This is a genomic window from Chryseobacterium manosquense, assembly GCF_014623485.1.
Lineage (GTDB): Bacteria > Bacteroidota > Bacteroidia > Flavobacteriales > Weeksellaceae > Kaistella > Kaistella haifensis.
The window spans coordinates 1,447,162-1,471,302 of record NZ_CP060203.1 but is presented as its reverse complement, the minus strand read 5'-3'; the positions used below and the strand labels follow the sequence as shown (position 1 = coordinate 1,471,302).

At 37.5% G+C, this 24,141-nt stretch carries 21 protein-coding genes; 13 read left to right on the top strand and 8 right to left on the bottom strand.

Annotated features, from left to right (window positions below; translation table 11 throughout):
• Nucleotides 1–76: 76 nt before the first annotated feature.
• On the top strand, nucleotides 77–1,387 hold the full coding sequence (der, locus tag H0S70_RS06855) for a ribosome biogenesis GTPase Der (RefSeq protein WP_188322161.1): 1,311 nt from the start codon (nucleotides 77–79) through the stop codon (nucleotides 1,385–1,387).
• 83 nt (nucleotides 1,388–1,470) lie between these two features.
• Entirely contained in the window at nucleotides 1,471–2,121 is a 651-nt protein-coding gene (gene upp / locus H0S70_RS06850; RefSeq protein ID WP_188322160.1) for a uracil phosphoribosyltransferase, read from the top strand.
• Nucleotides 2,122–2,180: 59 nt separating this feature from the next.
• On the opposite strand, the gene H0S70_RS06845 is transcribed toward upp, so the two are convergent.
• Both H0S70_RS06845 and H0S70_RS06840 read right to left on the bottom strand, forming a co-directional pair.
• A complete protein-coding gene (locus H0S70_RS06845) occupies nucleotides 2,181–2,834 on the bottom strand; it encodes a ComF family protein (protein WP_228453819.1) in 654 nt (217 codons plus the stop codon).
• 45 nt (nucleotides 2,835–2,879) lie between these two features.
• A complete protein-coding gene (locus tag H0S70_RS06840; protein WP_188322159.1) occupies nucleotides 2,880–4,349 on the bottom strand; it encodes a helix-turn-helix domain-containing protein in 1,470 nt (489 codons plus the stop codon).
• Nucleotides 4,350–4,523: 174 nt separating this feature from the next.
• Here H0S70_RS06840 and aceB point away from each other — a divergent pair, with 174 nt between their 5' ends.
• The 7 genes from aceB to H0S70_RS06805 all read left to right on the top strand — a co-directional run bounded on the left by aceB (nucleotide 4,524) and on the right by H0S70_RS06805 (nucleotide 13,728).
• Nucleotides 4,524–6,101 (top strand): malate synthase A, encoded by a 1,578-nt coding sequence (gene aceB, locus H0S70_RS06835; protein ID WP_188322158.1) that lies wholly within the window; start codon nucleotides 4,524–4,526, stop codon nucleotides 6,099–6,101.
• A 47-nt stretch (nucleotides 6,102–6,148) separates the two neighbouring features.
• A complete protein-coding gene (gene aceA, locus H0S70_RS06830) occupies nucleotides 6,149–7,435 on the top strand; it encodes an isocitrate lyase (protein ID WP_188322157.1) in 1,287 nt (428 codons plus the stop codon).
• Between the two features lie 150 nt (nucleotides 7,436–7,585).
• Entirely contained in the window at nucleotides 7,586–8,032 is a 447-nt protein-coding gene (locus tag H0S70_RS06825) for a 6-pyruvoyl trahydropterin synthase family protein (RefSeq protein ID WP_123905174.1), read from the top strand.
• 57 nt (nucleotides 8,033–8,089) lie between these two features.
• Entirely contained in the window at nucleotides 8,090–8,857 is a 768-nt protein-coding gene (locus H0S70_RS06820; RefSeq protein WP_123905173.1) for a UDP-2,3-diacylglucosamine diphosphatase, read from the top strand.
• A gap of 202 nt (nucleotides 8,858–9,059) precedes the next feature.
• Nucleotides 9,060–9,440: a GxxExxY protein gene (locus H0S70_RS06815; protein ID WP_123248373.1), complete on the top strand. Its 381-nt coding sequence runs from the start codon at nucleotides 9,060–9,062 to the stop codon at nucleotides 9,438–9,440.
• 238 nt (nucleotides 9,441–9,678) lie between these two features.
• Nucleotides 9,679–10,689 carry a LuxE/PaaK family acyltransferase gene (locus H0S70_RS06810; protein WP_188322156.1) on the top strand — a complete coding sequence of 337 codons (1,011 nt, stop codon included), beginning with the start codon at nucleotides 9,679–9,681 and terminating at the stop codon, nucleotides 10,687–10,689.
• A gap of 168 nt (nucleotides 10,690–10,857) precedes the next feature.
• Entirely contained in the window at nucleotides 10,858–13,728 is a 2,871-nt protein-coding gene (locus tag H0S70_RS06805; protein ID WP_188322155.1) for an alpha-amylase family glycosyl hydrolase, read from the top strand.
• Nucleotides 13,729–13,781: 53 nt separating this feature from the next.
• Here the strand turns inward: H0S70_RS06805 and H0S70_RS06800 are convergent, their stop codons facing one another.
• The 4 genes from H0S70_RS06800 to pfkA form a co-directional block, all read right to left on the bottom strand.
• Nucleotides 13,782–14,987, bottom strand: coding sequence for an oxygenase MpaB family protein (locus H0S70_RS06800; protein ID WP_188322154.1), 1,206 nt, complete (start codon nucleotides 14,985–14,987; stop codon nucleotides 13,782–13,784).
• On the bottom strand, nucleotides 14,977–15,399 hold the full coding sequence (locus H0S70_RS06795; RefSeq protein WP_188322153.1) for a hypothetical protein: 423 nt from the start codon (nucleotides 15,397–15,399) through the stop codon (nucleotides 14,977–14,979). Before H0S70_RS06795 ends, H0S70_RS06800 begins: the two co-directional genes overlap by 11 nt.
• Before the next feature lie 310 nt (nucleotides 15,400–15,709).
• A complete protein-coding gene (gap, locus tag H0S70_RS06790; RefSeq protein WP_188322152.1) occupies nucleotides 15,710–16,714 on the bottom strand; it encodes a type I glyceraldehyde-3-phosphate dehydrogenase in 1,005 nt (334 codons plus the stop codon).
• A 52-nt stretch (nucleotides 16,715–16,766) separates the two neighbouring features.
• Nucleotides 16,767–17,753 (bottom strand): 6-phosphofructokinase, encoded by a 987-nt coding sequence (gene pfkA, locus H0S70_RS06785; RefSeq protein ID WP_123248368.1) that lies wholly within the window; start codon nucleotides 17,751–17,753, stop codon nucleotides 16,767–16,769.
• Between the two features lie 93 nt (nucleotides 17,754–17,846).
• Between pfkA and H0S70_RS06780 the strand changes: the two genes are divergently transcribed.
• From H0S70_RS06780 to H0S70_RS06765, 4 genes are all read left to right on the top strand, one after another.
• Nucleotides 17,847–18,203 carry a hypothetical protein gene (locus tag H0S70_RS06780; protein WP_123905167.1) on the top strand — a complete coding sequence of 119 codons (357 nt, stop codon included), beginning with the start codon at nucleotides 17,847–17,849 and terminating at the stop codon, nucleotides 18,201–18,203.
• An 89-nt stretch (nucleotides 18,204–18,292) separates the two neighbouring features.
• On the top strand, nucleotides 18,293–20,674 hold the full coding sequence (locus H0S70_RS06775; protein WP_188322151.1) for a TonB-dependent receptor: 2,382 nt from the start codon (nucleotides 18,293–18,295) through the stop codon (nucleotides 20,672–20,674).
• A 63-nt stretch (nucleotides 20,675–20,737) separates the two neighbouring features.
• A complete protein-coding gene (locus H0S70_RS06770) occupies nucleotides 20,738–21,298 on the top strand; it encodes a hypothetical protein (protein WP_188322150.1) in 561 nt (186 codons plus the stop codon).
• 180 nt (nucleotides 21,299–21,478) lie between these two features.
• Nucleotides 21,479–22,813 carry a trigger factor gene (locus H0S70_RS06765; RefSeq protein WP_031502070.1) on the top strand — a complete coding sequence of 445 codons (1,335 nt, stop codon included), beginning with the start codon at nucleotides 21,479–21,481 and terminating at the stop codon, nucleotides 22,811–22,813.
• A 73-nt stretch (nucleotides 22,814–22,886) separates the two neighbouring features.
• Here the strand turns inward: H0S70_RS06765 and H0S70_RS06760 are convergent, their stop codons facing one another.
• Nucleotides 22,887–23,531, bottom strand: coding sequence for an MgtC/SapB family protein (locus H0S70_RS06760; protein WP_088263593.1), 645 nt, complete (start codon nucleotides 23,529–23,531; stop codon nucleotides 22,887–22,889).
• Nucleotides 23,532–23,555: 24 nt separating this feature from the next.
• Nucleotides 23,556–24,140: a DUF3109 family protein gene (locus tag H0S70_RS06755; protein WP_188322149.1), complete on the bottom strand. Its 585-nt coding sequence runs from the start codon at nucleotides 24,138–24,140 to the stop codon at nucleotides 23,556–23,558.
• Nucleotide 24,141 lies beyond the last annotated feature (1 nt).

Below are 24,141 nucleotides of genomic sequence, written 5' to 3'. Positions count from 1 at the left end.
CGTTATCTTTGCAAAAATTTTTGGGCTTCAAAAGTTGAAGTAACCCATTAATAATTAATTTATTAAACAAAATTTAATGAGCAATATCGTTGCAATTGTTGGGCGCCCCAACGTAGGAAAATCAACCCTGTTTAACCGTTTTTTAGAAAGAAGAGAAGCTATCGTAGATTCCACTTCTGGTGTTACCAGAGACCGCCATTACGGAAAATCCGACTGGAATGGGGTAGAATTCACCGTGATTGATACCGGTGGTTATGAAGTAAATACGGAAGATGTTTTTCAGGAAGAAATCATCAAACAAGTAGAATTGGCAGTAGATGAAGCTACTTCAATCATCTTTATGCTGAATGTGGAAGAAGGGTTAACAGATACTGATCAGGAGATTTATGAAATGCTTCGCCGATCCAATAAACCTATTTATATCACTGTAAATAAAGTAGATTCCGCAACAGAAGAACTTGCTGCAACAGAATTTTATCAATTAGGAATTGAAAAATATTACACTTTATCTTCAGCAACGGGTTCCGGAACGGGAGAATTGCTCGATGATATCGTAAAAGAATTCCCAACAACCGAATACAAAGATCCTTTTGAAGGTTTGCCAAAAATCACTATCGCAGGAAGACCAAACGTTGGAAAATCGACTTTAACCAACGCTTTGCTTGATGTTGAACGAAATATTGTAACCGATATTGCCGGAACAACGAGAGATTCAATTCAAACTTTATATAATAAATTTGGTCATGAATTTGTTTTGGTTGATACTGCCGGAATGCGTAGAAAGGCCAAGGTGAAAGAAGATTTGGAATTTTATTCCGTGATGCGTTCCATTCGTTCTATCGAATATTCTGATGTTGTAATCATCATGGTTGATGCGACTTTAGGTTGGGAATCTCAGGATATGAATATCTTCGGATTGGCACAGAAAAACAGAAAAGGAATCGTAATTTTGGTGAATAAATGGGATCTTGTTGAAGATAAAAGTACCAATTCGACCCGTGATTTCGAAAACCAGATCAAAGAAAGAATTGGGCAATTTACCGACGTGCCAATCCTGTTTATTTCGGCTTTAACCAAGCAAAGAATTCTGAAAGCAGTAGAAGTTGCGATGGAAGTGTATGAAAACCGTGCTAAAAAAATCAAAACTTCAAAACTAAACGAGGTGATGTTGCCTGTTTTCGAGCAAACGCCACCGCCGGCAATCAAAGGAAAGTATGTAAAAATAAAATATTGTGTACAACTTCCAACGCCGAGTCCACAATTTGTCTTTTTCTGCAACCTTCCGCAGTATGTAAAAGAATCTTACAAAAGGTTCACCGAAAACCAATTGAGAAAACATTTTGGTTTTACCGGAGTCCCAATTGAGGTGTATTTCCGACAAAAATAAAATTTCACAGCCTTTCAGTTTTTTTTCTGAAAGGTTTTTTATTAAATGAATTTTTCCCGAACTTTACCACATAAATAATTGCTATGATTACTGTTTTATCCGATCAATTCTCACTTGTGAATACCTGGATTAATGAATTGCGAAATGTAGAAGTGCAAAACGACCGAATGAAATTCCGTAGAAATATGGAAAGAATCGGAGAAATTGCTGCTTTTGAAATCAGCAAAGGTTTAGAACAGAAAGAAATAGAAATTACCACGCCTCTGGATCTTATTAAAGTTAAAGAAATCGCTGTTCAGCCGGTGATTACAACGATCTTAAGAGCTGGAGTTCCTTTATTTCAAGGAATTTTAAATTATCTTGATAAAGCAGATTGTGGGTTCGTTGCAGCTTACCGAAAGCACGATGCAAACGACTATTTTTCTATCAAACAAGATTATCTTACTTGTCCGAATATAGATGGGAGACCTTTGATTGTCGCAGATCCGATGTTGGCAACCGGCGCAAGTTTAATCGAGGCCATCAAAGATTTGTTAAATCACGGCAAACCAACCCAGCTTCATATTGTGGCAGCAATCGCTTCCCGACAAGGCGTTGAAACGATTCAAAATGAATATCCGAATGCTAAAATTTGGGTAGGTGTGATCGATGAAAAACTCACCTCAAAAGGTTACATCACGCCAGGTTTAGGCGATGCCGGAGATTTGTCTTATGGCGAAAAGCTTCAGAGATAAACGATTTTAAGTATAAAATTGAGAACCTTCATTTCAGTAATGAAGGTTTTTTTTTGGGATTAATCTGTGGCAATCATTAAAACAGAAATTTTGTTGTTTGGATATTTCAGGAGTTCCCACGCCACAGAACTTATCGTATTACCGGTCGTGAATACATCGTCAATTAAGAGGATATGTTTTCCCGAAACTTCTTTCGTGCTACTGAAGAGGTTTTGCGTTTCCTCGCGTTCTTTTATGCTTCTTTTTGCTTGTGCTTTTTTATAGAAATTTCTTTGAATTAAAGTGTGATCAAAAGGAATTTTCAGTTCTTCAGAAAGTGTTTCGGTGTAGAGATGTAGCTGGTTGTAGCCACGTTTTTTCAATTTTTTAGGATGAAGTGGAACCGTGACAAAAAGGTCGGGGTTAAGAATGTTGAGGTCTGTTTTTTCCAATGTCCATTTAGCTAAAATTTTTCCAATTTTTTCGCGATTTCCGTATTTCAACTGATGAACAATTTTTCGGCTCAGATTTTCGTCTTCAAATTGCATCAAAGCAACCGCATTTTCCGTCGGGAAAAGCAAAGTGCATTTTTCTTTAAGCAAATTATTATCCGCAAAATGATCATGAGTGAAATGGATTTGATCAAAACATAAATCGCAAACTACTTCTTCTGAATGAATAATTCGGTTACATTTAAGACATCGATTAGGAAAAAGGATTTGCAGAATATTCACTTTCAGTTATTTAAGCTTTAAAATTACAAAAATAATGCACTGAAATCACAACAAATTTTTCCTGATTTTTTGGATGGATTTTCTCATTTCCTCATTGAAAAGTTCTTTCTCCAAACGAATTGGCGGCGCCTGTCTTACTTCGCAATCCGAAATGCTGCACGTCTCGCAAGTAACGCCAACGCTGATTGTTTTTATGCGATCACTTTTGGCAAATTTTATCTTTTTCAGAGAATTGGTGTTGAGCAAAATTCCCAAGCAATAACTGCGGTTTGTCCCGTCTGAAAAAGGATTTTTCTGAGAAGTTGAAATCACTAAATAAGAAAGTCCGCTGTCTTTGTAGTGCGAAATTTGCGCATCGGTTAGTTTTTCATTTTCCTTTAAACTCACGAGGTTTTTCACCGCAATCCATCTTCTGCAATAGTGTTCGTTGGTTGCGTTGGCGTGCGGAGCTTGTTGTTGATTAAGGTGTAATTCCTTTAAAATATGTATTTTATCAGAATGTTTCTTTTTGGTAAAGCAAAGGTAAAAGAGATCTTTAATTCCAAATTCCGGCGGCAGAATATTGGTCAATCGGTAATAAAAGGTTTCTGGCGAATTGGTAAACTCTTGAATTAATTGGTCGAAAACATCCGGTTCCCATTGATTTAATTGAAAAAAATCATTCAATTTTTCCGTCAAAGCTGCTTTCGGGATGAGTAAACAACCGGCAAAATACGATGCATGGAAATTATTTAGCAAGTTTTCAAAATTGGTAAAATCTAGCCAGGAATAAGTGTTGGGACGTGGATTTAGATGTAAAACATTAAAACCAATTTCTTTAGCAAAAATGAAAGTTCGCTGGTCTTCGCTGAGTTTTTCGTTCAGCAAAAGCAATTTTTTTTCAGGAATAAAAAGTGATCTCAGCTTCCCGGAAGCACCGAAATTTTCGAAATTCATCGTTCTGATTTCATAGCCAAAAGATTGAATTAAAAGTTGTTCAAAATCTTCAACTTTTGGTTTTGAATGCAAATTATTTTCAATGAAATACTCTTGTGCTTTTTCCTCGATTTCCGGAAAATAATTGTCGTACAACTCCTGAAAACTCCGTAAAACTGCAAAATAAAACCGCTCTTTTCCCAAATTGTAATTCTGTGAAATTTCAATAAGGGTGTTGATGAATGCGGTAACTTTTTTCGGTGCATCACTGATGATGCTGATGAGGTTGCTTTTGTTAATACCAAAAAGTTCGAGCGGAATTTCCTTGAAAAAATCAGATTGCAGGATTTCGGTGAATGGAGCCAAGCCTTTATCGAGTTTTGTCGAAACCAAATCATCATAGTTGCAGCCTAATTTTTCGCAAAGTTGAATGATTTTTTCATGTTTTGGGAATTTTTTTCCGTTCTCAATTTCATTCAAGTAGGATTTGGACATGCCGGTTTCATTGGCTAAATCCTGTAGCGACCAATTCTTTTTCTGCCTTTGTTGCTTGATTTTCAGTCCGAAAACTGTTTTGATAAAGTTGCCGTCTTGTGTCATTATTTTTCTGCTGAGTGCAATTTATATTCTTTCTAAATATGCTCTTGAAAATACGATTGATACAAAGTTAATAAAAAAAATCTCAGCTGTTCGCAAAAATATTTTATAGCGAACGTTCGCTAATTGAAATATTTTGTATAAGTTTGTGAAAGCAATACCGAAAAATATTTCATTATGGAAACAGCCACTCATTTCAAAATTCTTCCAACAGAGCAGTACAAAGAAGTTTTTACGCCTGAACTTGTTGAGTTTTTATATAGACTTCACGATGCTTTCGGGGAGGAAAGAGAAAGGCTTTTGATCGCCCGACAAATGCGACAGATAGAATTTGATCATCGTCAATTACCTCAATTTCTTCCTGAAACTGAAGATATCAGAACTGGAGATTGGGTTTGCAATCCGCTTCCCAAAGATTTGATGGATCGACGAGTAGAAATTACTGGTCCGGTAGAAAGAAAAATGATTATTAATGCGCTAAATTCGGGAGCTTCGGCTTTCATGGCAGATTTTGAAGACAGCAATTCGCCGACTTGGAAAAACTGTATGGAGGGACAACTTAACCTTTCCGAAGCGGTAAACCGAACCATCAGTTTTGAAAATGAAAATGGAAAAAAATATTCACTTAATGAAGAATTAGCAACGCTTTTGGTTAGGCCGAGAGGTCTTCATTTGGAAGAAAAAAATATTAAAATTAATGGGAAAAATGCTTCTGGTTCTTTAATTGACTTCGGGATTTTCTTCTTTAGAAATGCAAATCAACTGATTGAAAACGGAAGCGGACCTTATTTTTATCTCCCAAAATTGGAGCATTATAACGAAGCAAAATGGTGGAATGATGTGTTTAATTTTTCTCAGGATTATCTGAAAATTCCGCGTGGAACGATTAAAGCAACGGTTCTAATTGAGACGATTACTGCGGCTTTTCAAATGCATGAAATTTTATTTGAACTCAAAGAACACAGCTCCGGACTGAATTGTGGAAGATGGGATTATATTTTTTCTTACATTAAAAAGTTTAGAAATCTACCAGAATTTCTAGTTCCGGATCGCGATCAAGTGACGATGACTACTCCTTTTATGAGCGCATATTCAAAGTTGGTAATCAAAGTTTGTCATCAAAGAAACGTTCATGCGATGGGCGGAATGGCAGCACAAATTCCGGTGAAAAATAATGAAGCAGAAAATGAAATTGCTTATGCAAAAGTTCGCGCAGATAAAGAAAGAGAAGTGAAAAATGGTCACGACGGAACTTGGGTTGCACATCCAGGTTTGGTGAAAGTGGCGAAAGATATTTTTGATGAATATATGCCTTCTCCTAATCAAATCGATAAAAAATTCGATGAATATCAGATTTCAGAAGCGGATTTGCTGGAAATTCCAAAAGGAACCATCACCGAAAAAGGTGTTCGAAAAAACATCAATGTAGGAATTCTTTACATCGAATCTTGGTTGATGGGTGTTGGAGCGGCCGCACTTTACAATTTAATGGAAGATGCAGCAACCGCCGAAATTTCAAGAACACAAATCTGGCAATGGCTGAAAAACGAAGCCAAATTAGACGATGGAAGAACGCTTCTTCCGGAGATGATTCTGAATTGGCAAGTTGAAGAACTTCAAAAAATTAAAGAATATGTCGGGGAAAAAAGGTTCACTTCAGGGAAATTTGAACTGGCAACAGAAATTTTCAACGGAATTGTTTTAAATGATCGGTTCGTAGAATTCTTAACCCTAGAGGCTTATCAGTTTATTTAAAAGAAAGATTCATTAAAAATTCAACAAAAAATAAAATCTAAAATATTATGAAAAATCACGAGCAAATCCAGAAAATGGAAAAAGATTGGTTGGAAAACCCAAGATGGAACGGAATCAAAAGACCTTATTCGGCCGAAGAAGTGCTAAAATTGAGAGGTTCTTATCAACTCGATTATACGGTTGCAAAACTCATGTCTGAAAAATTATGGGAAAAACTGAACAATCAGGATTTTGTAGCAGCTTTGGGCGCACTTACCGGAAATCAGGCGGTTCAAGAAGTTGATGCCGGTTTGGAAGCAATTTATCTTTCCGGTTGGCAAGTCGCTGCAGATGCGAACTTGAGCGGAGAAATGTATCCTGATCAAAGTCTTTATCCTGCGAATTCGGTTCCGAGTGTGGTGAAAAGAATTAATAATGCTTTGCTCAGAGCGGATCAAATTCAATCGGTAAACGAAGTGGACGAAGTAAACAGAAAAAACTATTTGGTGCCTATTGTTGCTGATGCGGAAGCTGGTTTCGGTGGAAATTTGAATGCTTTTGAATTGATGAAACAAATGATAGAAGCCGGTGCAGCGGGTGTACATTTCGAAGATCAGTTGTCGTCTGCTAAAAAATGCGGACATCTCGGAGGAAAAGTTTTGGTTCCTACGCAAGAAGCGGTTAATAAATTGGTTGCGGCTCGCTTGGCGGCTGATGTGTGCGGAGTTCCGACGATTTTGGTGGCAAGAACTGATGCTGATGCCGCGGATTTGTTGACTTCGGATATTGATGATCGCGACAAGAAATTCGTAACCGGAACCCGTACAGTTGAAGGTTTTTTTGAAGTGAAAAATGGAGTAGAACAAGGAATCGATCGAGGTTTGTCCTACGCGCCATACGCAGATTTGATTTGGATGGAGACCTCCAATCCGGATTTGGATTACGCCCGAAAATTCGCGGAAGGAATTCATGCTAAGTTTCCTGGGAAAATGCTTGCTTACAACTGTTCACCTTCATTTAATTGGGCTGCAAAACTTTCGGTTGAAGAAATGGAAACTTTCCGTGAAGAGCTTGCGAAAATGGGATATAAATTCCAGTTTATCACTTTGGCAGGTTTCCACGCATTAAATACTTCGATGTTTGAATTGGCTTTAGCCTACAAAAAACGAGGAATGGCGGGCTATTCTGAACTTCAGGAAAGAGAATTCGCATTGCAGAAAGAAGGTTTCCGTGCGGTAAAACACCAAAGTTTCGTAGGAACCGGATATTTTGATGCATTGCAAACCGTGATTACTGCTGGGAATTCTTCGGTAGTCGCGATGAAAGACTCTACCGAATCGGCGCAGTTCCATTAATTATATTCTTTAATAATTGTTATTTTGAAGTCCTTCTGCTTTTTTGGCGGAAGGATTTTTTTTAGTTTTATACTTTATAATTGTTCAATTCATTTTAATAAAATTTTTTCATCGTTCCTGCGATCTTCTAACTTTCTTTATCTTTGCAAAATGATACGAATTACCAAAATTTTCACTTTTGAAACGGCCCATGTTCTGTACAATTACGACGGAAAATGCAAAAATATGCACGGGCATTCCTACAAACTTTTTGTTACGGTAAAAGGAAAACCGATCAATAATTTAGACGATCCGAAAAACGGAATGGTAGTGGATTTTGGCGATATCAAAAAGATCGTTAACTCCGAAATCATCGATGTTTGGGATCATGCAGTTTTGGTAAATGGTGATTCTCCACACCAAGAATTGGGGCAAGATTTGGAAGGAAAAGGTCACAAAGTAATTTTTTGCAATTACCAACCAACTTGCGAAAATATGTTGTACGATATTGCCGAAAAAATTCAAAATAAACTTCCAAAAGAGGTGCAACTTGCTTATCTGAAACTTCACGAAACGGAAAATTCCTACGGAGAATGGTTTGCTGAAGATAATAACTAAAAATTTTCTTGGTTATTTTATTAAAAAAAATCTAAAATTTGCACCTGAAATTCATCCATGAAAATAAATTTAGAACAGCACAAAAAAGTATATTTCGCTTCCGATCAGCATTTTGGAGCTCCAACTCCACAGGCAAGCAAAATCCGCGAAGAGAAATTTATCCGTTGGTTAGATGAAATAAAATCTGACGCGCAGGTGCTTTTTCTCATGGGTGATCTGTTCGATTTTTGGCATGAATGGAAACATGTTATTCCGAAAGGATATGTACGTGTTTTGGGCAAATTAGCTGAATTGAAAGATGCTGGAATTGGGCTTTTTATGTTCGTAGGAAATCATGATTTGTGGATGAAAAACTATTTTGAAGAAGAAATTGGTTGCACAGTTTTTTTCGAAAAACAATTCTTTGAAATCAATGGGAAAAAATTCCTTTTGGCTCACGGCGACGGTTTAGGACCGGGCGACAAAGGTTATAAAAGGATGAAGAAATTATTTACCAATCCGCTTGCGCAATGGGCTTTCAAGTGGCTTCATCCGGATATTGCAATGAAAGTAGCCATTTATTTTTCAACTAAAAATAAGATGATTTCCGGTGAAGAAGACAAAGCATTTTTGGGTGAGGACAAAGAATTTTTAATTCTCTATTCCAAGGAAAAACTTCGAAATGAAAAGATTGATTATTTCGTCTATGGTCATCGTCATTTGCCGATGGTTTTGGATTTAAAAATGAATGAAAACGAAGCAAAATACGTTAATCTCGGCGATTGGATTTCTTATTTTACTTATGGCGAATTTCAGAAAGATTTTGAATTGAAAATTTGGGAGTGATGAATTTTTAATTTTAACATAAAGACACGAAGGTTTCACGAAGAATATGATGTGTTTTTATGACACTAAGCTGTTTATGAAATTGTTTTATATTTAAACACAAAGACACGAAGATTTCACGAGGAATATTGTGTAATCTTATGACACGAAGTGGTTTGTGATTTTTTTTTCGAATTTTGAGTAATTTTTGAAACAAGTTAATATGACTGAAAACGAATTATCAAGGATAGTTTATGATGCAGGTTTAAAGGTTCATAAAAGTCTTGGTCCAGGTCTTTTGGAAAGTGCTTATGAACAATGTTTGTTTTATGAACTCACCAAGCAAGGGATTTTTGTTGAAAGGCAAAAACCAATGCCACTTCACTATGAAGAAATCGTTTTAGATTCCGGATTTAGAGTCGATATGATGGTGGAAAATTCACTAATTCTCGAAATAAAAGCTTGCGAAGAGGTTAGTAATCTGCACTTTGCACAATTATTAACTTACCTAAAACTGAGTGGCTGTAAATTGGGTTTATTGATCAATTTCAATACCTTTCTTTTCAAAAATGGCGTAAGGCGTGTCATCAACGGAACACTTTAATCATGAACTTTTGAAACAATTTTATCAAATTCTAGCAGAAACAGCTTACGTCGTGTCGTAAAACAGAAAGTTTTAATTGTGAAACCTTTGTGTCTTTGTGTTTAGAAAAAAAGCGCTGATAATTAACTATAAAAAAGGAATACAATTTTAAGTAAGTACATTTTGCATCGTGTCATAAAAACAGAATATAGTAATTGTGAACCTTTTGTGTTATTGTGTTTATAAAAAATAAAACAATTTGAAAAATATCTTCAATATAAAAACTGAAACCGATTTTCGGCAAAAATGTTTGGAAACTTTCCGTTATCAATATGAAAATGTGGAAGTTTACCGAAAATTTTGCGATTATCTGCACATAGATTCGACTGAAATTCAGGATATTCACGAAATACCTTTCTTGCCAATTGAAATGTTCAAAAATCATTTGGTTTTAGATCGAAATTTTTCTACGGATCAGTATTTTCAAAGTTCGGGAACTACTCAAATGAACCGTTCCAAGCATTTTATTGCAGATTTTGCTTTGTATGAAGAAAGCATTTATCACAGTTTTGCAAAATTTATCGGAAAGCCCGAAGATTTTATTTTCTTAGGATTATTGCCCAATTATTCCGAAAATCCACATTCTTCATTGATTTATATGGTTGATTTTCTCATGAAAAAATCCGGTAAATCTGAAAATGGATATTTTCTTTACAACCATCAGGAATTATTGGAACTTTTACAAAATTTAAAGGATAAGAAAGTCATTCTTTTTGGAGTTTCTTTTGCGCTGTTGGATTTTTTGGATTCGTTCTCACAACAACTTGATTTTCCTGATTTATTCATCATCGAAACCGGCGGAATGAAAGGCAGAAAAGAAGAAATGACGAAAGATGAATTGCTGAAAATTTTGCAAAAAGGTTTCGGAACTAACCGGATTTTTTCGGAATATTCCATGACGGAATTGCTTTCTCAAGCGTATTCTTTAGGTGAAAATATTTACGAAACGCCCAACTGGATGCGGATTCTCATTAGAAATACCGAAGATCCATTTTCTTATGTGGAAAATGGAAGAACCGGCGCGATCAATATCATCGATTTGGCGAATATTCATTCTTGTAGTTTCATTGCGACGCAAGATTTGGGGAAAATTATGGAAGATTTTTCGGCTTTTTCGGCTTCGGAAAATGAAATTTCGAGTCCGAAGTTTCAGGTTTTGGGCAGGATCGATCATTCTGATATTCGTGGTTGCAGCTTGTTGGTTTCTTAGGAAATTCCTTTTTCTATCCAACTTTCAGGCGATTTCGATTCTTTTATTGTTTCTTAATTAAAGATTCATATTATTTAAATTTTAATGATATTTAGCGGAGAATTTGTATAGAATGTTTTTTTTATGGTACATTTTCTTACTTTTACAAACATTAAAATTTATAATGCTATGAAATATTTTTATACGCTGATGATGGCTTTCCTATTGCCTTATTTGGCCATCGCACAACAAACTGTTTCCTATTCGGTGAATCCGCCGACTTTCAACGAAACCGAATCGATTACGGTAACTTTTACACTGAACGAAACCAATTTTGGAGTGGCAACTTCGCACGCGCTTTATTTGTGGGCGTGGTCGGTTGATTCGAACAACACCAGCGCGGATTCCCCAACCAACGGAACTTGGACCGCCTCGAATGCTGCTAATAAACTAACCCATGTTTCCAGTTCAGGATCTACGGGAACTTACACGTTTACCATGAATACCGTGAAATCTTTCTACGGAAACCGCCCAAATCCGCTTTCTAAAATCGGATTTTTGATAAAAACCATCAATGGATCCGTTCAATCTCAGGATATTATTCTGAATGTGGGTAAATTTCAATTTAATTTAACCAATCCTGTTGCGGGAAGTACCAATGTGGTGAATTCCGGAACGGTGATTAATATTACCGGAACTTCCTCGCAGCCTGCAAATTATGTGGTGAAAGCCAATGGAAATCCTGTTTATACAAGTACTTCGGCTTCTACCTCTTTAAATTTTCCTTATACCGCAACTCAAGATGCGAATATGGAAGTGGTTGCAACCGGTGCTTCGGACGGAACTGTGGTTACTAAAACTTTCACTGTTTCTCTTGCAACTCCGGTACAAACGGCTACAATTCCGGCTTATATGAAACAAGGAATTTCTTATGATCCAGCTGATCCGACCAAGGTAGGTTTAGCGCTTTACGCACCCGGAAAAGCTTATGTAAATGTGATAGGAAGCTTCAATAACTGGACGGTAAGCGCAAATTATCTGATGAAAAGAGATACCACAAATCCGAATCTTTATTGGATTGAAATCACCGGACTTACCCCCCAGCAAATCTATACCTTCCAGTACAGAACTGCGGATGGAATTAAAGTAGCGGATCCTTATTCACCTTTAGTTCTTTCGCCTTACGATGATCCGTATATCAATCAGAACGCAATGGTTTATCCGAATCTTCCGGCTTATCCGGCGGGACAGAGTTTTGAGGTTTCCGTGATTCAGACTGCAAAACCTGCTTATCCGTGGGTGGTAAACAATTTCAATAAACCAGCTAAGGAAAATCTTATCGTATACGAACTTCTTGTAAGAGATTTCACGACCCAGAAAACCTGGCAGTCGCTGATTGATAAAATTCCATATTTAAAGTCATTGAAAATCAATGCCGTTGAACTCATGCCTGTGATGGAATTCGACGGAAATAATTCCTGGGGTTATAATACAGGTTTCCATTATGCTTTGGATAAAGCGTACGGAACGCCTGAAAAATTCAAGGAATTTATTGATCTATGCCACCAGAACGGTATCGCAGTTATTCTTGATATCGCGCTGAATCATGCTACTGGAAGAAGTCCAATCGAAAGAATGTGGATGGTTGATCCTGATGGCGACGGCTTTGGTGATCCGGCGGCAGACAATCCTTACTTTAATCAGGTCGCAAGACATTCCTACAGCGTATTCAATGACTTCAACCATTCAAAAGCTGAAACAAAATATTATGTAGACCGTGTCATCGAACATTGGATTAAGGAGTATAAAGTTGATGGTTTCCGTTGGGATTTGACCAAAGGATTTACGCAAAACTGTACTGCAGGCGATGATGCATGTACCAACGCTTACCAGCAGGATAGGGTGAATATTTTAAGAGGTTATGCCGACAAACAGTGGAGTTATGATCCAACTTCCTATATTATTTTCGAACATCTCGGAACGGATTCTGAAGAAGGACAGTGGGCTAATTACCGTGTTGGTGAAGGAAAAGGTGTAATGATGTGGGATAAACATACAAATGCCTATAACCAGAACACGATGGGATTTGCTGCAAGCAGCAACTTTAACAGAGTGGATTTCGAAGCTCATGGGTTCTCCGAAAGAAGAGCCATGAGTTATGGTGAAAGTCATGATGAGGAAAGAATCATGTATAAAAATATCAATTTCGGGGCATCAACCGCCGGTTACAGTACAAGAGATCTAAACAATGCACTGCAGAGACAGAAAGCTTATGGCGCAGTGTTCCTAACTGTTCCGGGACCGAAAATGATCTGGCAGTTCGCTGAATTAGGTTTTGATAAAAGCATCTATACCTGTGAGGATGGTGTTACTGTAAACACTGAAAGCGACGCGATTCCTGGCGACTGTAAACTGAGTCCGAAACCAACTGCATTTGGATTGGGTTATGATACTGACGCCGCAAGAAAATCCGTTTACGATACATGGGCGAAAATGTTGGAACTGAGACTTTCCAATGAAGTTTTCAATACGAAAACTTTCACAGTAGAATCCGGAAACCTGATGCCGAGAATATTTATCTGGAATAACAATGCTACAAGTGCACTGAAGAACGTAGTGATTCTGGCGAATTTCACTTTAACAACACAGAATATCGTTCCTGATTTCCCTTATACCGGAAGTTGGGTGAACTTGATGGATAATACTTCGGTTCCTGTTTCCAGCACTACTGCACCAATTACCATTGAACCGGGAGGCTTCCGAATCTTCGGAAATGCGTCTGCTTTGGCAACGGATGAAACAGGTGCCGTTAAAAATGCAGTTTCTTTAACCCTAACCCAGAATCCTGTGACGAACGGAACCGCAAACCTGAGATACACCAACGCGAAAAATGGAACAGTTGCGATTTACGACTTGTCCGGAGCTTTGGTTAAAACAGTAAAAATTTCAAAGGATAACGGTGACGAAGCCATTTCGATCAATGGATTGAAAACAGGAATGTATCTCATTCAGCTGAAATCGGACAAAGGAGTTGCTGTTACCAAGATGATGGTGAAATAGCAATCTTAATATACAAACTGAAACGGTCCGCAAATTTGCAGACCGTTTTTTATTTAATACTGAAAATCTTTCGGTGTGTGTTTGATATAGTCTTCCAGAACCTTCATCTGGTCCCGGTTTCCAATTTCAACCAGTTTTCGGTATTTCTTCTCATCATCCAGTTTAAAAATCTGCTGAGCGATTTGATTGGCCTTAGTAATGAATCTTGGAAAAACCGATGTGATGCCAACTTTTGGAATCTGCAGCCTTTCATTAATTTCCTTATCGAGTAAAAACCAATTCATGCTCTGATGGAGATTGAGGAGTAGTTTTCGCTGGAAAGGATATCTGTAAATTGTGTTTTCCAGATTTTCATCCAGCAGAGCTTTGGCTAAATGTACAGAATCCGAGTCTCCTTTATCCTGTAAAGAACTCCACAGATAAAGCTGTTCCACGGCTTGCTGTTTATTTTCGGGTAAAAATTCGGGCGGAATTCCAAGCAGATAACCGATATACTTCCAAAGATGAAAAACGCCCAATTCCTCTTCCTCTGTAATTTTTACTCCTAATTTTTTCAAACCCTGCATGAATTCCAAGCTAAAACCGGTATAAGTCGCAATCATGTCCCAGGAATTAATGGGTTCGCCCCAGTTTTCGTAATCCCAGTTCACAATTTTCTTTTTAATAGTGAGTCTTGCGTAAGAATGCATTAAACGCGTTCTTACAATTAATTGATAGGCTTCAGAATTCACTTTCAGCGCATCTTCACGGGTAACATGAACCCAGAATTCAAGCGTATCTTTCAGGCGTTTTACTGCACCTTTTTTTAACGCACCAGTAAAAATTAAGGGTTTGTTGAGGTAAGCGTAGTCGTAACCGCCCATCAGCACAAAATCCCGAAGGATAATCAATGCATTCGTTCCGCTTCTCAAGCATAATCTGGCACCGATATTTGCTAAGTTTTCATCAAACCAAGCGGGAACTTCCTGCATCTGCAGAAATAATTTTTTTACACTTTCTGGTGCGTCATCGCTTTCCGAAATTTTGTTTTTTGAAAACTGCTGAACTGAGGCTGAAGCTTCATTGTAGGGGAGTTTGAGATAAGTGTCATTCACCGCATTGTCGCCCAACTCATCGACTTGATAATAAAGATGCGCGAATTTTTCAAAATTTTCGAAAGTCGGTTTCCAGCCCGACCAATCGAGCAGTTGTTTTCCGTTGCCTTTTGCCCAAAAGGTTTTGAAATGTTCGGAATCTTTAAATTTTGGCTCAATCTGCATTTTTTGAAGAATTTTTTAACAGCCATAAAATTACTAAAGTCAGAACAAAATGCGGGATAATACTAAATGCATCTACACCGCCACCAGTAACATAAAAACCATGACTTCCCAAACTTATATTTCCTGATGGATATTCTACTGAATTAGGAACGTTATGGAAAAGATGAATGATGATGGCTGCAAAGCCATAAAATAGTATTGAGTAGAAAACTGTTCTTCCGAAATTTTTGCTTTCAAGTAGTAAAATTACTGCAAGCAAAAATGGAGGTAAAACGACAAGTTGATATAAGATAATTTCTAAAAAAGTTGCATTTGAATCACCAAATACGAATTCTTTCACGATAAAATTTCCTAGGAAAAACTGTATAAGTAATCCAACGAATATTAAAGAAATTTTTATGGAATTTTTCATTTTTAAAACGCTGCAAGTTTTAAGCCGAGAATCCGCAATAGCGATGGTAACGAAAATCCTTTTTTTTGCGCGGCGGCGAAGCCGCCGCGCAAAAAAAAGATTGTAGTGGACGTAGCGACCCGAGTTGCTGCTTTGGCGTTGGAGAGGGTATTGCCACATTAATAAATTACTTAGATTGCTTTGTCGTTTCGCTGCGCTTCACTCCTCGCAATGGCAATGCGGCCGTTTTGTCGCTCGCTTCGCTCGCGCCAACTCAAAAAAAAACCTCCAAAAAATTTAGGAGGTTCTTATCATATAGTTAAAAAGCCGATTATAATGAAGCGGAGTGTACCAACAAATCAGTCAATTTATTAGAATAACCCATTTCGTTGTCATACCAAGAAACCAATTTCACGAAGTTTGGCGACAACATAATTCCTGCATCTTTATCGAATACTGAAGTTCTTTTTTCGCCCACAAAGTCCTGAGAAACTACTGCGTCTTCAGTGTAACCTAAAATTCCTTTCAGTTCGCCTTCAGAAGCGGCTTTCATTGCTGCACAGATTTCTTCGTAAGAAGTTGCTTTCTCTAATCTAACTGTTAAATCTACTACAGAAACGTCTGCTGTAGGAACTCTGAAAGACATTCCGGTTAGTTTTCCGTTTAATGAAGGAATTACTTTTCCTACTGCTTTTGCAGCTCCGGTAGAAGATGGGATGATGTTGTTCAAAGCGGAACGTCCACCTCTCCAGTCTTTTGCTGAAGGTCCATCAACAGTTTTTTGTGTTGCTGTTGTAGCATGAACAGTCGTCATCAAACCTTCTACAATTCCGAAATTATCGTGAATTACTTTTGCCAATGGTGCAAGACAGTTGGTTGTACAAGAAGCGTTAGATAAGATTTTAACATCGTCAGTCAGTTCATTGTGGTTAACACCCATTACGAACATTGGAGTATCGTCTTTGGAAGGAGCAGAAAGAACCACTTTTTTCGCACCTGCATTGATGTGAGCCTGAGCCGACTCTTTAGTCAGGAACAATCCTGTGGATTCTACGATGTATTCTGCACCTACTTCGTTCCATTTCAAATTGTTAGGATCTTTTTCAGCGGTAACTCTAATTTTCTTTCCGTTTACGATCAGGTCGTTTCCTTCTACAGAAACAGTACCTTTAAACTCGCCGTGTACAGAATCATACTTTAGCATGTAAGCCATATATTCTGCATTGATAAGGTCGTTGATTCCTACTACCTCGATGTTTTCTCTCTCGGTCATTGCTCTGAAAACTAGACGACCAATTCTACCGAATCCGTTGATTCCTACTTTGATTGTTGACATAATATTTTGTTTAATAATTATTTTTTGTTCTGTTAATTGAGTTTTTTAGAATTTAAATCGCTAAAATTTCGGATAGCAACATAAGTTCTTGATTGATTTCATTGTGTTTTTTAATGGCTTCTTCAAACGGGGTGAAGACCAAATTATTCGATTGCAAACCGGCCATCACATTGGTTTTTCCTTTCATTAATCCTACTACAGCGCCAAAACCTAAACGGCTCGCCAAAACTCTATCGGCACAACTTGGTGAACCACCTCTTTGGATATGCCCCAAAATCGCAACTCGAATATCATAATCCGGAAAACCGGCTTTGGTTGCTTTTGCTAAATCGTAGATGCTGCCCAGTTGTTCACCTTCGGCTACTACCACGATGCTTGATGATTTACCTGCTTTTTCTGCTCTTTCGAAAGTAGCAAAAAGATCTTCAATGCTGTCTTTCTTTTCAGGAATTAGAATGTCTACAGCGCCGGTTGCTAATCCGCTATTCAATGCAATGAATCCGGCATCGCGACCCATTACTTCAACGAAGAATACGCGGTTGTGGGAAGTTGCGGTATCACGAATTTTATCAATGGCATCCATTGCGGTATTCAAGGCAGTATCGTAGCCGATTGTATTGTCGGTTCCGAAAATATCGTTGTCGATCGTTCCCGGAACTCCGATTACTTTGATGCCAAATTCTTCATTGAAGATTTTTGCTCCAGTAAATGTACCGTCACCACCGATGCAAACTAGCCCGTCGATGCCGTGTTTTACGCAATTGTCGTAAGCTTTTTGTCTACCTTCTTTAGTTTTGAATTCTAAAGATCTGGCGGAACGCAAAATGGTACCACCTGCGCCGATGATGTTTTTTACGGATCGGGGACCCATTTTCGTAAAATCGTCATTAATCAGGCCGTTATAACCTTCTCTTACCCCAAAACATTCAATATCATAATGGTTAGCAGTTCTTACAACTGCTCTCAGAGCGGCATTCATACCGGGTGCGTCGCCACCGGAAGTGAGAACCGCAATCTTTTTTACAGCACTTTTGTTCATACATAATAATTTCTTTACAAATTTACAAAAACAAGTTTAAAGAATAAAGTTTTGCTTGATAACATTTGGTAAAAAAAACATTATTTTTGCAACATGATGATTAAAGAACATCTGCGAAGTTTTTTAGCTACTGTATTTACAGGGTTTTATCTTTTCGTGGCTTTGTTCTCTCAGAATTTTCATAATCATGGGAGTGGCGAAGTTTTCAAGGATTATCACTTAAAAAAATCTGAAAAAACATTTTCCAAAAGTTCTTTTTCAACAGATTTCATCGACTGTCTATCTTGTCATCTTCTTCATGATGGCCATTCTTTGCTTCCCGAAGATTTTCATTTGGCATATATTCAAACTGATGATTTTCAAAAAGAAATTTTCGCATATGCACAGCGGTTTTCTAAACTTGAAATCCGTTACTTCGAACTTCGGGGACCTCCTTCAAATTTCATTTAATTAACACATTTGCAGCGAAATGTATTGTTAAAGTTCATGATTGAATCTTTAAACTTCCCGTATTTAATTAATTTGAAATTTATATTTAAATGAAATTTACTTTCAATATTTTGTTGATCCTTTTTGGATTCACATTCTTCAGCGCACAGCAAACTTTTAAAATTCAAGGTAAAATCATCGATTTTCATGATAAAATTCCATTGAAGAACGCTACGGTCAAAATCGGAAATCAAACCGAAACTTCAGATGAAAAGGGCAATTTTATTTTTAAGGCCATTGAAAAAGGAACGTACACCTTGCTCGCTTCACATCCGGATTGCGAAACGCTTTCTGAGGAAATTGTGGTAGATAAACATCTGGAAATTACCCTTAATTTGGAACATCATATCTCCGAAATAGAAACCGTGAAAATTCACGCCATTCATAAAAAAGAGGGATCTGTTTTGATTAAAACTTTAAACAAAGAAGAAATCGACCGGAATTCTACCGAAAATCTCGGTAATCTGCTCGCCGGAATCTCGGGTGTCACCGCTTTAAAAACAGGGAATAATATTTCTAAACCTGTTATCCATGGTTTGTACGGAACGCGAGTTTCGATCATGAACAATGGTGTGAAAATGGCGGAACAGGAGTGGGGAGTGGAGCATGCACCGAATGTTGATGTGAAAATGTTTGAACATATTGATGTAGTAAAAGGTGCATCTGCATTGAAATACGGCAACGAAAGTGTGGGTGGAGTGGTGATTTTGGAACCGGCAATTACCCCAAAAAAAGATACTATTTTAGGACGATTGAAATTCTCTGGAATATCGAACGGAAAAGGTGGCGAAGTTGCTGTAGATGTCGCTAAAACTTGGGAAAACCAGTGGTTTGTAAAGTCCGGTGGATCCTATAAAAAGTTGGGCGATCAATACATTCCGCATCACACGTTGCAAAATACGGGAGCGGAAGTTAGCTCTTTTGATTTTTCCTTCGGGAATCATTCTTTCAAGCAGGGTTTTGATGTTTTTTACAGCGGAATTCAGCAGGAATTTGGAATTTTCAAAGGTGCGCATCTTGGCGGCCCGGAAGATTTTTATAAAGCCATCAATTTGGGGCAGCCTTATTTTTTGGATGAATTCAGTTATAATATCGAAAATCCAAAGCAGGAAGTAAGTCATCACTTGGCAAAAATTTCTGCGTACAAACGGTTTTACAATATCGGGAAGATCTCTTTGCAATATAGTTTTCAGTTGAATAATAGAAAAGAATACGACATCAGGAAAGGTGATTTGAGCGAAACTCCTTCGATGGAATTGCGATTAACTACTCATAATGCAAGCTTGACCCATCTTTTGGAGAGAGGAAAATGGAACATTGAAAGCGGAATTTCTGTTGGTTTGCAAGATAATTTTCCGAATCCGGCGACTAAAGCAAGACGTTTGATTCCAGATTATTTTCGCTACGATGCCGGAATTTTTTCTGTTTTCAAATTTCAAATCAATGATCAGCTGAATGCAGAAGCAGGTGCGAGATACGATTTCAACCGATACGATGCTTACAAATATTACGATGCATCCGTTTGGGAAAAATATGCGAACCTTTTTCCGGAATTCTTTTTAAAAGAAAGCGATAGCCGAGTTTTGACACATCCTGTTTTAGATTATCATAACTTTTCGGGAAATGTGGGATTCAATTATCTATTAAATAAAAATTGGAATTTCAAACTGAATTTTTCCCGAGCAGAACGCGCTCCGAATGCGGCGGAACTGTTTGCGGATGGGCTACACCATTCTGCTGCGATTATGGAAGAAGGTGTTTTGAACATGAAAAAAGAAAGCATCTACCATCTGAATTTTTCTACCATCGCAAAAGTGGACTTTATGAAGGGACTATCTTTCGAAATCAATCCATATCTTATGTTCTCGGATTCGTTTATTAACCAGATCCCAACCGGGGTGAAATCTACCAACAGAGGGGTGTTTGTGGTGTGGAGTTATCAGCAAATCAGAGCGAGAATTTTCGGAGTGGATGCTGATGCGGAATTGAAATTTACCGATCAGTTGAAGTTGAATTCTTCCTTCAGTACTTTGCGCGGTGACGATTTGGGAAATCAGGAACCATTAATTTTAATGATGCCTACCAATTGGAGAAATTCCCTGGAATGGAAATCTGAAAAAGCTGGAAATCTATTTGTAAAGTTGGAAAACGAAACCGTATTTCAGCAGAAAAGATATCCAATCCGAAACCAAAATGTGGATTTCATCGAAAACGGCACTATGGTTACCCGAGAAATTGATTACAGTTCTACACCGGCTTCGTATTCAATTTTCAATGCGGCATTTGGGTTTGATGTTTTAAGAAATATAAACTTCAATTTCAGAGTCAACAATATTTTTAATACCAGTTACAAAGAATATCTCAATAGATTGAGGTATTTCATGCCGGAACCCGGACGAAATTTCGTGGCGACAGTTCAATTTAAATTTTAAATAAAAAATCGAATAGTTCATTAATAAGAACCTTTAACCTTTAACCTTTAAAAAAATAAAAAAATGAAAAATTTATATAATACCACTTTACTTTTATTTGCGGCTTTTATCTTGTTTTCTTGTAGAAATAGCAACGAAATCCCCGAAGATATTCATGAACACGAAGAAATTGAAAAATTGGTAATTACTGCAACCAATAAAAATAATGCTTCAGATGTTCAGATAATAAACTATATCGGAGGTGTAGCAGATGGATTTTTGCAATTGCAACAAGGCGCAACCTACGCTGTGAAATTGGACTTCCAGGTGAAACACGATGATCATTATGAAAGTGTAAACGAAGAAATTACCGCAGAAAAAGATGAGCATTTCATTACTTTCCAATTCTCTGATTCTGATGTTGCCGTGAAACGTGCTTCCGACGATGTAGTAAGAACTGATGGAAATAAAGTAGGTTTAAGCACTGAATGGAAAATTAATTCGGTTTCAGCAACAGGGAAAGCCAATATCAAACTGGTGCATACCCCAAATTCTGTGAATCAAAATTATCCTACAGCTGATAACCAACAAGGTCAAACCTCCGGTGGAGAAACCGATGTGAATGTACTGGTATATCTTCATTAAAAATTTTTCATGCACAAATATGCGATTAATCTTCGGTAAGCGTGTATTTGTGGTATTTTGCTTAAATAAATCATTTGCTTAATTGCAGATGATTTTTTTTAGTATTTTTTATGATTTTTTAGCGAGAATCTTTTAATAAATTTTTACTATTTTTGCAACCTAAATTTTCAAAACATAACAATGAACGTTACAGCGACAAACCATGATGAAGTAAGCGCGTTACTTACAGTTACACTAGATAAAGCAGATTATAAAGATAAAGTTGAAAAACAACTTATCAATTATGCTAAAAATGCACAAGTTCCAGGTTTCAGAAAGGGAAAAGTGCCATTGAGCATGGTAAGAAAACAATATGAAGCAGGAATCGCTTTCGAAGAAATTAACAAGCAAGTTTCTGAAGCGCTTAATAATTATGTAAACGAAAATAATCTAAGATTGGTTGGGCAGCCAGTTCCACAACCGGTTGAAGAGCTTAACCACAATGCTGATCAGGTTACCGTTGCTTTCGAAGTAGGTTACGAACCAGATTTCAAAATTGATTTGGCAAAATACGAAGCGCCACACTTCAAAGTAGAAGCTTCTGATAAAGAAATCAACCAAAGCATTGAAAACATGCAAAAAAGATTTGCAGAAAAAGTAGTACAAGAAAACATCGCTGATGATTCTCAAGTTGCTTTGCAAATCAGCCAAGTTGTAGAAGAAGATGCAGAAGGAGAGCACCACCATCACCCGAAAAATGTGGTAATAGATGCTGAGAAGAAGGAAGCTTTCAAATTGGTAAAAGATTTGAAAATGGATGGATCTGTAAAAATTTCTAAAGAAGATTTACAGAAAAACGAGGACTTAGCAAAAGAATTAGGCTTCAGCAAAGATGAAGTTGAACATTTGCACCACGACCAACTAGAAGTTACTGTGAAAGATTTCTACGGATTGAATTTGGCAGAACTTAACCAAGAATTATTCGATAAAGTATATGGTGAAGGAAACATTAAATCTGAAGACGAACTTAAAGAAAAAGTAAAATCAGAACTTGACGAATATTTCCAGCAAAATGCAGATGTACATTTCGTGAACAAGATTTTGGAACAAATCAACGAGAAAGAAGATGTGAAACTTCCTGAAACTTTCTTGGTAAAATGGTTAATGTTCAGTAACCAAAATATCCAGTCTGAAGAACAGGCAAAAGAAATCCTTGAAGCAGAAAAAAATCAACTGAAATACCAGATTTTGGAAGGTAAATTGATGAACGATAACGAAATCAAATTAGATTATAGCGATGTTTTGGCCCAAGCTGAGCAGTTGGTAAGAAATCAATTGGCAATCTACGGAATTCACCATTTGGGCGATGAAGAAATTCAGAAATACGCAGTAGAAATGTTGAAAGATCAGGAGCAAGTTCGTCAGATTTCTAGTGAAGTAGGAATGGCAAAACTAAAAGATGTAATCCTGGAGAAAGCATCTAAAAAAGAAACTAAAATCTCTCACGACGAGTTTTTAGAAGAACTGAAAAAGTAATTTTACTTTAATAAATATAAAATCCGTTTTGTTTTTTGCAGAACGGATTTTTTTATGAATTAATGATGGATTTTTAGTAGCTGAAATATTCCAGATCACTGTTTCCTATAAGATAAGATTCCAGTTTCCTGATGTCTCTATTTTTGATATGGATATCGAGTGTAATCAGAACACTGCTGTTTTTTTTCTCGAGAGCAATTTCTGAAACATCTTTCGTAATGCTTCTAATTTCCGTGAGAATGTCATCTTTACGCGAAAACTTTTCTATAGGAAGCTGCAATTTCAGGAGTTTACTGTGATGCTGCGGAAGCAAATTTTTCGAAACATATTGTGCCGAATTAATGATGATAATGGCAGAAATAAGGAAGGTAAAAGCAATATAAACCTCACCAAATCCAATCGACATCCCGATTGCGGCGGCAATCCAGATAATGCCCGCTGTGGTAAGTCCGTACACGGTGAAACCTTCTTTAAAAATTACGCCGGCCCCCAGAAAACCAATTCCGCTCACGATATAGGAAGCGATTCTGGTAGGATCGCCATCACCGGCGAGTTTATAGGAAATAATCGAAAAAAGAGTAGAACCCAGACAAATGATGGTGATTGTTTTCAACCCTGCGGATTTGTCCTTCATTTCCCTTTCAAAACCTAAAATGAGCCCTGCTATAATGGAAATAATTGCTTTGTAAATATCTAAAAATTCAAAATGTTCCGACATTTTTTATTTAAAGATAGAAATTTTTTACGAACCAAATTCCGCTTTCCATTCATCGGCTGCTTCGCAAAGCGTGGTGTAGAATTCTTCGCCGTATTTTCGGATCAGCGGCGTTTTCAGGAATTTATATACCGGAACTTTCAATTCTTTGCCCAAAACACACGCATCGTTGCAGATTTCCCACTCGTGGTAATTCATCGCGGTAAAGGTGGAGTATTCGGTCACGCGAATCGGGTAGAGGTGGCAGGAAATAGGCTTTTGCCAATCTACCGCGCCATCTTCGTATGCTTTTTCAATTCCGCACTTTGTGATTCCTTTTTCGTCGAAAATCACGTAGGCACATTCCTCGCCATTTACCATCGGCGTTACATAATCGCCATCGTGTGGATCGATGGTCCAAGTTCCCTGTTCATCTAGCGCAGCCACACCTTCCGGACGAAGATACGGTTTCACTTGATCGAAAATCTTATCGAGGATTTCTGTTTCATATTTTTCCAGCGGTGCGCCTACATCGCCTGCAACGCAACACGCGCCTTTGCATTTGCTGAGGTTACACACAAATTCTTCTTCAAAAATATCTTCAGAAATCAGTTTATTGCCTATTTGTATCATG